Source organism: Microbacterium schleiferi, from assembly GCF_020781975.1.
Lineage (GTDB): Bacteria > Actinomycetota > Actinomycetes > Actinomycetales > Microbacteriaceae > Microbacterium.
In genome coordinates, this window is sequence record NZ_JAJGNI010000008.1 from 41,275 (window position 1) to 53,659 (window position 12,385).

Consider the following 12,385-nt stretch of genomic DNA (forward strand, 5'->3'; position numbering starts at 1 on the left):
GGTCTGTGGCGCCGCTGTCGCGCTCAGCGCGCGGGCGCATTCATCAATTCTACGACCTCGCGCGCCGCAACGGCGACGTCGCCGTTCACGACGCGGTAATCGAACTCGTCTTGGGCCGCCAATTCCACCCGTGCCGTGCGCAGGCGTCGCGAACGTTCCTCCGCGTCCTCCGTGCCTCGACCGACCAGTCGGTTGACCAGTTCGTCCCAGCTGGGCGGAAGGAGGAACACCAGCGTCGCGTCGGGCTGGGCCGCGCGAACCTGTCGCGCGCCCTGCAGATCGATCTCGAGCAGAACTGCTTGACCGCGATCGAGAGCTGCGCGGATCGGTGCGCGCGGGGTGCCGTAACGGTACGCGTTGTGCACGGTAGCCCACTCGAGAAGCTCGCCATCGGCGATGAGCCGATCGAACTCGGCATCGTCGACGAAGTAGTAGTGCTCGCCGTCGCGTTCGCCAGGGCGGGGCGGGCGAGTAGTCGCCGAGACTGACAGGTGGATTTCGGGGTGATGAGCGCGGATGTACTGAGCCACCGTTCCCTTGCCGACAGCTGTCGGCCCCGCGAGCACGACCAGCGCCGACCGGTCAGCGCGTGGGCGCGGCTCGGGTACACGGTCATCGAGGAACGCGCGCAGGGCCTGCTGCTGTCGGCGGCCAAGCCCGCCGAGCCGCTTCACCGGGGAGATCTGAAGACGCTCGAGAATTCTGTCCCGCTTTCCGACGCCGATTGCGGGGATCGCGGTGAGGAACTCGGTGACACGCATGGCGCCGGCCGGTGAATGCGGAGCCGCAAGCGCTCGGCTGAGCAACTCCTGGGGGCTGATCACACGAGTGGCGACATCCTGCTTCAGCGAGGCACGCTCCCGTCGCGCGGCGACGGCACGCTGCGATGCTGCGACGCGGTCGACGTCGGGAGGGGCGGGGCGCTCAGTCATGGCTGGTTCGCGGATACAGGGCCGCACGCTCCTCGATGCGCGTCTCCAGGCGGTCCGGTCCGACAGCGAGGATGCTTCGGCTCTCGGACGCGACGACGTTGGTTGCCACATACCCGAACAGCCGCGTCAGATCGGCGGGCTGCGCCCCCTGCGCACCGAAGCCGGGAGCCAGGATGGGCGTTCCGGCGAGGATGACGTCGCGGAGTCCGAAGGCTGCACGGTCGACGGTTGCTCCGACGACCAGCCCCGCCGAACCGAGTGCGCCGGGTAGGCCGATGTTGAGGGAACCGATCTCGCGCGCCACCCGGGCCGCGACGCTCTCGTCGCCGGGAGCCGAGTCATCTCGGGTGAGAGCGGTCTGTACCGGAAGGCCCTCGGGATTGCTGGTCGCAGCGAGAACGAATACGCCCTTCTCTCGGCGGATCGCCGTCGTGATGGTGGCGTAGAGCGAGTCGGGACCCAGGTACGGGCTCAGCGTCACGGCGTCAGCCTCGAGCGGAGATCCGGGCTCGAGCCACGCGGCGGCATAACCGTCCATCGTCGTGCCGATGTCTCCGCGCTTGGCATCGGCGATCACGATCAACCCAGCGCTCCGGGCCGCTGCCAAGATGTCCTCCAGGGCCGCGAATCCCGCCGAGCCGTAGCGCTCGAAGAACGCGACCTGGGGCTTCACGACACCCACGCGACCCGCGCACGCCTCCACCACACGGAGCCCGAACCGGCGCGCTCCGTCAGCGGTGGCATCCAACCCCCACGACTCCAACAGGCTCGCATGCGGGTCGATACCCACACACAGCGGACCGAACTGGCCTAGCGAGTCCCACAGTCGAGCGCCGAACGACCTCACGCGCGCTCAGCCCTCTCGATCGCGTAGTCCTGCAGGCTCTTGACCTCGAAGCCTTCGCGAAGCACCGGGAAGGCACTCACCGCGGCGCCGAGGACCGCCATGGTCGTGAACAGAGCCTTGTCGCCGGCCACAGCGGCGGCACGGATCTCGTATCCATCGGCCCGGGCCATCCCGCCGCTTGGGGTGTTGACCACGATGTCGATGCGTCCCTCGTTGATGAGATCCACGACGTTGGTCTCACCCGAGGCTTGCGTCGCGGAGTACTTGTTCACGACTTCGACGGCGATCCCGTTGCGGGCGAGGATCTCGGCGGTGCCCTCGGTGGCGAGCAGCTCGAATCCGAGCTCCTGCAGCCGGTGGGCGGGGAGGATCACCGCGCGCTTGTCGGCATCCGACACCGAGATGAAGACGGTTCCCGACAGCGGCAGTCCGCCGTATGCAGCGGCCTGGCTCTTCGCGAAAGCCGTCGGAAAGTCGCGGTCGATGCCCATGACCTCGCCGGTAGAGCGCATCTCGGGCCCGAGGACAGAGTCGACGATCTGACCGTCCTTGGTGCGGAAGCGCTTGAAGGGCAGCACGGCTTCCTTGACGGCAACCGGGGCATCCAGCGGCACACGAGAGCCATCGGATGCCGGCAGCAGCCCCTCGGCGATGAGATCGGCGATCGACGTGCCTGCCATGATGCGGCTGGCCGCCTTCGCGAGCGGGATGCCCAGGGCCTTCGATACGAAGGGAACGGTGCGGCTTGCGCGGGGGTTCGCCTCGATGACGTAGAGCACACCGGCACTGATCGCGAACTGGACGTTGAGGAGGCCCCGGACGCCGACACCGGACGCGATGGCGAGGGTCGCTTCGCGAACGCGATCGATCTCGGTGCGTCCTAGCGAGACCGGTGGCAGGGTGCAGCTGGAGTCGCCGGAGTGGATACCGGCCTCCTCGAGGTGTTCCATCACGCCACCGATGTAGAGCTGGTGGCCGTCGTAGAGCGCGTCGACGTCGATCTCGATGGCATCGTCGAGGAACCGATCGACCAGGAGCGGCATCCCGGGGCCGATGATGGCCTGGTCGGCGATGCGCACGAAGTAGTCGCGCAAGCTGGCGGTGTCGTACACGATCTCCATGCCGCGTCCTCCGAGAACGAAGCTCGGACGAACGAGCACGGGATACCCGATGTCTTCGGCGACGGCAACCGCGCCCTCGACGTCGACGGCGGTGCCGTGGCGCGGTGCGACGAGACCCGCATCAGCCAGGATGCCGCTGAACAGGCTCCGCTCCTCTGCAAGGTCGATCGCGGCGGGGCTCGTGCCGAGGATCGTATAGCCGGCTGCCTCGATGCCCTTGGCCAGCCCCAGCGGGGTCTGCCCGCCGAGCTGGCAGATGACGCCGAGGATCGTGCCCGAACGCGCCTCGGCGTGCAGCACCTCCAGAACGTCTTCGAGCGTGAGCGGTTCGAAGTAGAGCCGGTCGGAGGTGTCGTAGTCGGTCGACACCGTCTCGGGGTTGCAGTTGACCATGATCGTCTCGAAGCCCGCGTCGCTGAGGGCGAACGAGGCGTGCACGCACGAGTAGTCGAACTCGACGCCCTGACCGATACGGTTCGGTCCCGAGCCGATGATCACGACCTTGGTGCGCTCCGACGGCGTGACCTCGGTCTCAGCGTCATAGCTGGAGTAGTGGTACGGGGTGAGCGCGGGGAACTCGCCGGCGCAGGTGTCGACCGTCTTGTATACGGGCCGGATATCGAGACCGTGGCGGATGCCGCGCGCTTCGGTTTCGGTGATCCCCCGCAACTCAGCGATCTGCGCGTCGCTGAAGCCGTGCTCCTTGGCGATCCGCAGTGTTTCGGCATCCAACTCCCCCGCTGCGGCGATGAATGCCGCGACCTCGTTGATGAGCACGATCTGATCGAGGAACCAGGGGTCCATCGCTGTCGCCTCGAACGCCTGCTCAACGGTCGCGCCCTTGCGGAGGGCCTGCTGGAGGACGACGATACGACCGTCGGTGGGTGTCCGAGCGATCTCGAGCAGCTCCTGGACGCTGCGTTCTTCTGGGCCCCAGTGAAAGCTCGAGCCGCGCTTCTCGAGCGATCGAAGGGCCTTCTGCAAGGCCGTCGCGTAGTTACGGCCGATCGCCATGGCCTCGCCGACGGACTTCATGGTTGTCGTGAGCGTGGTGTCGGCGGCCGGGAACTTCTCGAAGTTGAAGCGCGGCACCTTCACGACGACGTAGTCGAGCGTCGGCTCGAAGCTTGCCGGAGTGACCTTGGTGATGTCGTTGGGGATCTCATCGAGCCGGTAGCCGATGGCGAGCTTGGCGGCGATCTTCGCGATCGGGAAGCCGGTGGCCTTCGACGCCAGCGCCGACGAGCGCGACACGCGGGGGTTCATCTCGATGACGATGATTCGTCCGCTGGCGGGATCGACGGCGAACTGGATGTTGCAGCCGCCGGTGTCGACGCCGACCGCACGGATGATGTCGATGCCGATATCGCGCAGCCGCTGGTACTCGCGGTCGGTGAGGGTCAGCGCCGGCGCAACGGTGATCGAGTCGCCGGTGTGGACGCCGACGGGGTCGACGTTCTCGATCGAGCACACGACCACCGTGTTGTCGGCGGTGTCGCGCATCAGTTCGAGCTCGTACTCCTTCCAACCCAGGATCGACTCCTCGAGCAGCACTTCGTGGGTCGGCGAGTCGTGCAGGCCGGCACCGGCGATGCGGCGCAGGTCTGCCTCGGTGTACGCGAAGCCCGACCCCAGTCCCCCCATCGTGAACGACGGCCGAACGACGAGCGGATAGCCGAGCTCCTCGGCACCCGCGAGCACTTCATCCATCGTGTGACAGATGCGGCTGGCAGCGACATCCGCGCCGGCTTCGATCACGAGCTCCTTGAAGACCTGGCGGTCCTCACCCTTGCGGATCGCGTCCACCTTCGCGCCGATGAGCTCGACGTCGTACTTCTCGAGGATGCCGCGGTCGTGCAGCGCCATGGCGGCGTTGAGTGCCGTCTGACCGCCGAGCGTCGGCAGAATCGCGTCGGGCTTCTCCTTCGCGATGATCGTCTCGATGACTTCGGGGGTGATCGGTTCGATGTAGGTCGCGTCGGCGAAGTCGGGGTCGGTCATGATCGTGGCGGGGTTGGAATTGACCAGGATCACCCGCACGCCTTCGGCGCGGAGTACGCGGCAGGCTTGGGTACCGGAGTAGTCGAACTCGCAGGCCTGGCCGATGACGATCGGGCCGGAGCCGATGACCAGGACGGAGCGGATGTCGTCGCGCTTAGGCATTCGCTTCTTTCGTGCTGAGGTTCGCGCGAACAAGCTCGGCGAACCGGTCGAACAGGTAGTTGGCGTCGTGTGGGCCGGCGGCGGCCTCGGGGTGGTACTGGACCGAGAAGGCCGGGATGTCCAGGGCGCGAAGGCCCTCGACGACCCGGTCGTTGAGCCCGATGTGGCTCACCTCGACGCGCCCGTAACCCTGGGGACTGTCGAACGGTTCATCCAAGGGTGCGTCGACGGCGAAGCCGTGGTTGTGGGCGGTGATCTCGACGCGGCCGGTCTGCTTGTCCAGGACCGGCTGGTTGATGCCCCGATGACCGAACGGCAGTTTGTAGGTGTCGAGGCCGAGGGCGCGGCCGAGCAGCTGGTTGCCGAAGCAGATGCCGAAGAACGGAACCCGATCATCGAGCACGGATCGCAGGAGCGAGACGTGATCCGCAGAGGCCGATGGGTCACCCGGGCCGTTCGAATAGAAGACCCCGACCGGGTCGATCGCGCGGATGTCGTCGATCGTGGCATCCTGCGGCAGCACGTGGACGTCGAACCCACGGGCGGCGAGGTTCTCGATCGTCGCCTTCTTGATACCGAGGTCGATGACCGCGAGAGACCCGAGCCTCTCCCCCGTCGCCGGGGTGATCTCCGCGGCCGTCACCGAGACGGATGCCGAGAGGTTCTGGCCGGCCATCAGCGGCGCTTCCCGCACCAGGCGTAGCTGTTCCTCGGCGTCCAGGGATGCAGCGTCTCCGGAGAAGACGCCACCGCGCATCGACCCGACCGACCGGATGTGACGGGTAACCGCGCGGGTATCGATTCCGCTGATCCCCACGATGCCGTCGCGTTCGAGTGCTTCGTCGAGGGATTCATCGGCTCGCCAGTTCGACACGACGCGCGAGGGATCGCGGACGATGTAGCCGGCGACCCAGATCCGGCGCGACTCGGGGTCCTCGTCGTTCATTCCCGTATTGCCGATGTGGGGCGCGGTCTGCAGCACGATCTGACCCGCGTAGGACGGGTCTGTGAGGGTCTCCTGGTAGCCGGTCATGCCGGTCGCGAAGACGACCTCGCCCAGAGTCACGCCGCGCGCCCCATAGGCGCGCCCACGGAATCGGGTTCCGTCCTCGAGGACGAGCACGGCGGGATCGGTGGTGAACAAGCTCATTCGGAATCTCCGGTTGCGGTGGAGGGGTCGGTGGCATCGGCGAGCGGCGCGAGGGCGTCGGCCAGCTGTCTGGCCGAGGTGTCGCGGGGGCGAAGGTAGGTGTCGACGACCACGCCGGTGTCGGCGAGCCAGCTCAGACGCACGAGGCCGTCCTTCTCGACGACACGATCGATCGTGAGGGTGGCCTGTGTGACGGCGGTGATCCTGTCAGCCGGGATGGTGATTCGCGGCTGGTTGGTCAGGTCCAGCGCGACAGCGGCATCCGTCACGGTGACAGTCACCGGTGATCGGAAACCGAGGCCCGGGGCAGCGATCCGTTCCAGCGGAGCATCGTGGACCGTGGTCGCGACGTAGAGCGCGTCTATCGTCTCGCGGGGTACGTCCGCAGCGTTCAGCTCGGCTGGCTGGATGAGGGGGGTCCGATCGCGACGGGCACGTCGCACCCAGCCCCAGGCGGCGAGTCCCAGCAGCACCACGGCCACCGCGACCATCACGAGGACGGCGGCCTCGCGGGTCATGACACCACCCCCGGCGTCTCGAGAAGAGCTCCGTCAGCCACGGTCACGGTGCCCCGGTTGATCGTCCAGCGGATCTCGCCAGGCAGTTCTTCGCCGAGGTAGGGCGAGTTACGGCTGCGCCCGCGAAGATCATCGACCGAGAAGGTGGTTTTCGGCGCCGGGTCGTAGAGCGTGAACGATGCCGGGTTGCCCGCCGCCACGGGAGTGCCGTGCCCGCTGAGGCTCCCGATCCGCGCCGGCGCTGCCGACATCGCGCGCGCGACATCCGTCCACGTCATCCGACCGGTGTCGACCATCGTCCTGTGCACGACACGGAGGGCGCTTTCCAGACCGACCATCCCGTGGGATGCCGCCTGCCATTCACACGCCTTTGTCTCGCTCGGGTGCGGCGCATGGTCGGTTGCCACGATGTCGATCGTTCCGTCGGCAAGGCCTTCGCGCACGGCTTCGACATCCTCGGCGGTGCGAAGGGGCGGGTTGACCTTGAACCGCGCGTCATAGCCGCGAACGCGATCCTCGGTGAGCAGCAGGTGGTGCGGGGTCACCTCGGCAGTGACATCGATTCCGCGTTTCTTGGCCCAGCGGATGATGTCGACAGACCCCGCCGTCGAGAGGTGACAGACGTGCAGGCGCGACCCGACGTGCTCTGCCAGCAGCACGTCCCGGGCGATGATGGCCTCCTCGGCGACAGCCGGCCATCCCGCCAGGCCGAGTTCGGCCGAGACCACACCCTCGTTCATCTGCGCGCCTTCGGTCAAGCGCGGGTCTTGCGCGTGCTGGGCGATGACGCCGCCGAATGCCTTGACGTACTCGAGGGCGCGCCTCATGATCACGGGATCCCAGACGCAGAACCCGTCGTCGCTGAACACACGGACCCGGGCCCGGGAGGTAGCCATGGCGCCGAGCTCCGCGAGCCGCTCTCCCTTCTGGCCGACGGTGACGGCCCCGATGGGCTGGACGGTGACGTAGCCGGCGGCCTCGCCGAGTGCCAGCTCCTGTTCGACAACTCCGGCGGTGTCGGCAACCGGGGACGTGTTGGGCATCGTGAAGACCGTGGTGAAGCCTCCGGCAGCTGCTGCGCGCGAACCGGTGAAGATCGTTTCGGATGCCTCGAAGCCCGGCTCGCGGAAGTGCACGTGAAGGTCGACCAGTCCGGGAAGTGCGATGAGGCCCGACGCGTCGATCACGCGCGCGCCGGGCTTGTCCAACGCGGAGCCTGTCTCGACGATCATGCCGTCTTGCACGAGCAGATCTGTGCGGGTGCCGTCCACGAGCTCGGCGCCGCGAACCAGGAGGACCTCGGTCATGCTCGTTCCTCCCCTGTCGTTGTCGTCGCTGTGGTTGTCGTCGAACCCGCCAGCAGCAGGTAGAGCACCGCCATCCTGACCGACACGCCGTTGGCTACCTGTTCCAGGACTGTCGATTGAGCCGAGTCGGCGGCTTCGGCGGAGATTTCGAGCCCACGATTCATGGGGCCCGGGTGCATCACAATGCTATCGGCGCCGAGGGCCGCGAGCCGCCGTGCGTCAAAGCCCCAGCGCCTCGCGTACTCCCGCTCGCTCGGGAAATGCGCTGCGTTCATGCGCTCCAGCTGGATGCGCAGCAGCATCAGCACGTCGGGAGCTGCTGCTATAGCTTCGTCGAGGTCGTAGATGACGTGAGCGGGCCAGGCCGATACATCCTGCGGCACGAGCGTCGGCGGAGCGACGAGGGTAACGTGCGCTCCCAGCGTGTGCAGCAGCCACATGTTCGAGCGCGCCACGCGGGAATGGAGCACATCGCCCACGATCGCGACCCGGGTGCCGGCGAGATCCCGGCCACGACTGTCATCGCCGTAGAGACGCTTGCGCATCGTAAACGCGTCGAGCAGCGCCTGCGTGGGATGCTCGTGGGTTCCGTCGCCGGCGTTCACGACGCCCGCACTGATCCAGCCGCTCGTGGCGAGGGTGTGCGGCGCGCCGGATGCTCCGTGGCGGATGACGACGGCATCCGCGCCCATCGCTTGGAGCGTCTGTGCGGTGTCCTGCAGGGACTCGCCTTTCGAGACCGACGAGCCCTTGGCTGCGAAGTTGATGACATCGGCTGACAGGCGCTTGGCAGCCGCCTCGAAGGATATGCGAGTGCGAGTCGAGTCCTCGAAGAAGAGGTTCACGACGGTCTTGCCGCGCAGGGTCGGCAGCTTCTTGACCTCTCGGCGTTGCGTGTCCGACATGTCTTCGGCGGTGTCGAGGATACGAAGCGCGTCGGCCCGGCTGAGGGTCGCTGTGTCGAGCAGGTGTCTCATGATCGGATGCTCACCTCGTCCTCGCCGTCGATCTCGCGAAGGCGGACCGCCACGTGCTCCGATCTGGAGCTCGGCAGGTTTTTGCCCACGAAGTCCGGCCGGATCGGCAGCTCGCGGTGTCCGCGGTCCACGAGGATCGCGAGGCGCACTGCTGCTGGCCTGCCGATGTCTTGCAGGGCATCGAGCGCTGCGCGGATGCTCCGCCCCGAAAAGAGCACGTCGTCGACGAGCACGACGGTCTTCCCGTCGATGCCCGAGTCCGGGATGCGTGTGGGGTGGGGCGTCCGCGTCGGATTGCGGTGCAGGTCGTCGCGGTACATCGTGACGTCGAGTGAGCCGACGGGCACCGCTTGGCCGGTGAAGCCGCTGATCAGCGCAGCGATGCGCTCTGCCAGCGGCACGCCGCGGGTCGGGATGCCGAGGAGGACGAGCTCGCCGGCACCGCGATTGGATTCGATGATCTCGTGAGAGATTCTCGTCAGAGCGCGTGAGATGTCGGCATCCTGCATGACTGCGCGGGTGCTCATCGTCGCTCCCTTCTCCGCCTCACAGGACGGTGTTAAAGGTTGCTGTAGTCCGAGCCTACCGGAAGCGCTCGTCAGGGAATCGCAGGCGCGTCAGCCGTCTCGATGATCCGCTGTGACCGGATGGGATGCCCCGTCGTGGTGAGACACTTGCCGCTGGCAAGATCCCACTTCCAGTCGTGCAGGGAACAGGTCAGTACGCCGTCCTCGATCTTGCCGGTCTTGGTGAGGTCGGCCCGGAGGTGCGGGCAACGGCGCTGCACGACCCAGTCCTCGAGCTGCACATCCTCGGTCTGATCTGACTGCTCCGCGTACCAGTTCTCGACGTACTCGATGCGGTCACGCGACAGACACTTGAGGAACGTGGTGAGAAACTCGTTGAATTTGCCGCTGCGACCGACCGAGAACTGCATCGAGAGGAAGATCGAGTTGGACCAGTCGATCTCGTGGTCGGCGATATTGGTCGAGACGAGGTCAGCCGGAATCGTGTACCAGTAGATGCACTCCTCCCCCGCGTACTCGCGAACCTTCGCCTTGGGGAAGTCGACGACCATATCGAGTTCGCCGATGCGGAACCGGACGTTGCCACCGACGCCATCGCGGATCGTCCGGGCCCGCCGCAGGAGCGGCTCCCACCATTCCTTGATCGCCGCGAGCATTTCCTGCGGCGGGAGTACTGTCGCACGCCGCGACTCCTCGGCGCGGACCTCGTCCTGCCGACTGTCGCGCTGCTCGGCGAGGTAGGTCCACTTGTCGTGGAAGATGCGCTCGATCTCGGCATCGGTGTACAGCGTCTGGGTGATCGTCACGTCGGAGCCCACGATGTCGACTTGGGTTCCGGGGATGAAGAGGTGACCCGCCTTGTCAGGCCGCTCCGCGCGCAGGTGCTCGAGGAACTCTGCCTGATCGGTGAAGATCGAATCGTTCTCAAGCCCGGTGCCGTTGTAGCGGAACAACTCTTCGCGCAAGAACATCGGCGGTCCCGCCATCGGGAAGACATGCCCGGCGTCGACCTTGTCGATGTAGTACATCGCGCGCTTGTTCTGCGCGTCGCGCTTGAGCTGCGCGAAGTGTTGCTTCGAATCCTGCGGCAGGTCGTAGACCATGGGCCACCAGATGGCTCCGGAGACTTGGGTGAAGTACGCGTCCGGGCGACCGAAGGCGAGCAGCTTCTCGAGGTCCAGCGGATGCGAGTCGTTCTGGTTCAGGATGCTGGCGGTGCCGTCGTCCACCGACAGCGACGAGTCCCCGATCGGGCCGTCGGAGGGGGCGCGCAGCGGCGTGATCATGAGCGTCATCTCACCGAACGTCACCGGGACGCCGGCTTCCGTGCGGACGATGTTCGTGTAGCCGAGGTCGATCAGGTCGCGTTCGAGGTCATCTGTCGGATACTCCGGCAACAGCACGGGGATGTCGCGGCGGACGTACCGGTGCAGCATCCGGGGATCGAAATGATCGCGATGCCGGTGAGAGATGTAGAGGAAGTCAGCGGCGCCGAAACGCTCCCAATCCAACCCCCGGTTGTCAGGGAACGGGAACCAGGATCCGAAGAACGACGGCCCGATGACCGGGTCGCACAGGATCGAACCTCCCGTGGTCTCGATGAACATGCCGGCATGTCCGAGTCCGGTGATGCGCATGGACGCTCCTCTCCCGAGACGAGTGTAGGCGGCTCCTGCGCGTCGGCAGTGGGATCACGCCGTGCAAATGCGGCGGGTCAGTCGAGCTTTCCCGTGGCAGTCTCGCCCCCGCGCGCCACACGACCGAGCACACCGTGCACGAACGCGCCGGAGTCGTCGGTCGAGAACTCCTTCGCGAGTTCCACCGCCTCATCGATCGCGACGGCGGCGGGAACGCCGTCGTTGTAGACGATCTCCCACGTGCCGATGCGCAACAACGCGCGGTCGACGGCCGGCATTCGGACAAGCGTCCAGCCCTTCGCGGCGGCCGTGATCGCCTCGTCGATCGCCGGCGCATTGTCGATCACACCGTCGACGATTTCACGGGCGTACAGCCACGACGCCTCGCGCGCCGGTTCGGACGCGGCGCGACGGGCTTCTGCGGCAAGTGTCAGCGCGACATCCTCACCGCGGACGTCAGCTTGGAACAGGATGTCCAGCGCACGCTTGCGCGCCTTCGAACGTGCACTCATCGGTGCTGTCGCGTCAGTTGACGCGGCCGAGGTAGTCACCCGTCCGGGTGTCGACCTTGACCTTCGTGCCGGTCTCGAGGAACAGCGGGACCTGGATCTCGTAGCCCGTCTCGACGGTTGCAGGCTTTGTGCCGGCCGACGAGCGGTCGCCCTGCAGACCCGGCTCGGTGTAGGTGATCTCGAGCACAACGGATGCCGGCAGGTCGAGGTAGAGCGCGGTGCCGTTGTTCATCGCGATGGTGACCTGCTGGTTCTCGAGCATGAAGTTCGCCGCGTCGCCGACGGTGGCGGCGGGCACGTTGATCTGGTCGTAGTCGGTCTGGTCCATGAACACGAAGCTGTCGCCGTCGTTGTACAGGTAGGTGTAGTCGCGGCGGTCGACGTTCTCGATCTCGATCTTGGCGCCGGCGTTGAAGGTCTTGTCGACGACCTTGCCGGTCAGGACGTTCTTGAGCTTGGTGCGCACGAATGCGCCGCCCTTGCCCGGCTTGACGTGCTGGAACTCCACGACGCTCCAGAGCTGTCCATCGATGTTGAGGACGACGCCGTTCTTGATGTCTGCGGTGGATGCCATGGGAGGAGGTTCCGTTCTTGGGTTTCCGAGGGACACTGAACTCGTCGAGGCAGGTCCGACGCACGATTCTACGGGATCGGCCGGCACGCACCGTCGCCCATGGAGGAGGCAGCGGTACGC

Annotated in this window: 11 protein-coding genes; all 11 read right to left on the bottom strand. The window is 66.5% G+C overall.

The features are described 5' to 3' along the window. Window positions 1-23: 23 nt before the first annotated feature. The gene (gene gmk / locus LL236_RS10625; protein WP_228178723.1) at window positions 24-932 is read right to left on the bottom strand and encodes a guanylate kinase; all 909 of its coding nucleotides are present in this window, start codon (window positions 930-932) and stop codon (window positions 24-26) included. Next, window positions 925-1,779 (bottom strand): orotidine-5'-phosphate decarboxylase, encoded by an 855-nt coding sequence (pyrF, locus tag LL236_RS10630; RefSeq protein ID WP_228178725.1) that lies wholly within the window; start codon window positions 1,777-1,779, stop codon window positions 925-927. Before pyrF ends, gmk begins: the two co-directional genes overlap by 8 nt. Next, entirely contained in the window at window positions 1,776-5,063 is a 3,288-nt protein-coding gene (gene carB / locus LL236_RS10635; protein ID WP_228178727.1) for a carbamoyl-phosphate synthase large subunit, read from the bottom strand. Before carB ends, pyrF begins: the two co-directional genes overlap by 4 nt. Then, window positions 5,056-6,213 (bottom strand): glutamine-hydrolyzing carbamoyl-phosphate synthase small subunit, encoded by a 1,158-nt coding sequence (gene carA / locus LL236_RS10640; RefSeq protein WP_228178728.1) that lies wholly within the window; start codon window positions 6,211-6,213, stop codon window positions 5,056-5,058. The genes carB and carA overlap by 8 nt, the downstream gene beginning before the upstream one ends. Continuing rightward, the gene (locus LL236_RS10645) at window positions 6,210-6,731 is read right to left on the bottom strand and encodes a PH-like domain-containing protein (RefSeq protein WP_228178730.1); all 522 of its coding nucleotides are present in this window, start codon (window positions 6,729-6,731) and stop codon (window positions 6,210-6,212) included. Before LL236_RS10645 ends, carA begins: the two co-directional genes overlap by 4 nt. Further along, complete coding sequence (locus LL236_RS10650) at window positions 6,728-8,038, bottom strand: dihydroorotase (protein WP_228178732.1); 1,311 nt, start codon at window positions 8,036-8,038, stop codon at window positions 6,728-6,730. Before LL236_RS10650 ends, LL236_RS10645 begins: the two co-directional genes overlap by 4 nt. Further along, window positions 8,035-9,015 (bottom strand): aspartate carbamoyltransferase catalytic subunit, encoded by a 981-nt coding sequence (locus tag LL236_RS10655; protein WP_228178733.1) that lies wholly within the window; start codon window positions 9,013-9,015, stop codon window positions 8,035-8,037. Before LL236_RS10655 ends, LL236_RS10650 begins: the two co-directional genes overlap by 4 nt. Then, window positions 9,012-9,542, bottom strand: coding sequence for a bifunctional pyr operon transcriptional regulator/uracil phosphoribosyltransferase PyrR (gene pyrR / locus LL236_RS10660; RefSeq protein WP_228178734.1), 531 nt, complete (start codon window positions 9,540-9,542; stop codon window positions 9,012-9,014). Before pyrR ends, LL236_RS10655 begins: the two co-directional genes overlap by 4 nt. A gap of 71 nt (window positions 9,543-9,613) precedes the next feature. Next, a complete protein-coding gene (locus tag LL236_RS10665) occupies window positions 9,614-11,179 on the bottom strand; it encodes a Rieske 2Fe-2S domain-containing protein (protein ID WP_228178736.1) in 1,566 nt (521 codons plus the stop codon). 77 nt (window positions 11,180-11,256) lie between these two features. Next, window positions 11,257-11,691, bottom strand: a complete 435-nt coding sequence (nusB, locus tag LL236_RS10670) for a transcription antitermination factor NusB (RefSeq protein ID WP_228178737.1) — start codon at window positions 11,689-11,691, stop codon at window positions 11,257-11,259. Between the two features lie 13 nt (window positions 11,692-11,704). Continuing rightward, window positions 11,705-12,265 (bottom strand): elongation factor P, encoded by a 561-nt coding sequence (efp, locus tag LL236_RS10675; RefSeq protein ID WP_228178738.1) that lies wholly within the window; start codon window positions 12,263-12,265, stop codon window positions 11,705-11,707. Window positions 12,266-12,385: the final 120 nt, after the last annotated feature.

What these genes read in the sequence shown, in the direction of transcription:
- gmk (WP_228178723.1), bottom strand. Translation starts at nt 932, where the DNA reads ATGACTGAGCGCCCCGCCCCTCCCGACGTCGACCGCGTCGCAGCATCG.
- carB (WP_228178727.1), bottom strand. Translation starts at nt 5,063, where the DNA reads ATGCCTAAGCGCGACGACATCCGCTCCGTCCTGGTCATCGGCTCCGGC.
- carA (WP_228178728.1), bottom strand. Translation starts at nt 6,213, where the DNA reads ATGAGCTTGTTCACCACCGATCCCGCCGTGCTCGTCCTCGAGGACGGA.
- LL236_RS10645 (WP_228178730.1), bottom strand. Translation starts at nt 6,731, where the DNA reads ATGACCCGCGAGGCCGCCGTCCTCGTGATGGTCGCGGTGGCCGTGGTG.
- LL236_RS10650 (WP_228178732.1), bottom strand. Translation starts at nt 8,038, where the DNA reads ATGACCGAGGTCCTCCTGGTTCGCGGCGCCGAGCTCGTGGACGGCACC.
- LL236_RS10655 (WP_228178733.1), bottom strand. Translation starts at nt 9,015, where the DNA reads ATGAGACACCTGCTCGACACAGCGACCCTCAGCCGGGCCGACGCGCTT.
- pyrR (WP_228178734.1), bottom strand. Translation starts at nt 9,542, where the DNA reads ATGAGCACCCGCGCAGTCATGCAGGATGCCGACATCTCACGCGCTCTG.
- LL236_RS10665 (WP_228178736.1), bottom strand. Translation starts at nt 11,179, where the DNA reads ATGCGCATCACCGGACTCGGACATGCCGGCATGTTCATCGAGACCACG.
- nusB (WP_228178737.1), bottom strand. Translation starts at nt 11,691, where the DNA reads ATGAGTGCACGTTCGAAGGCGCGCAAGCGTGCGCTGGACATCCTGTTC.
- efp (WP_228178738.1), bottom strand. Translation starts at nt 12,265, where the DNA reads ATGGCATCCACCGCAGACATCAAGAACGGCGTCGTCCTCAACATCGAT.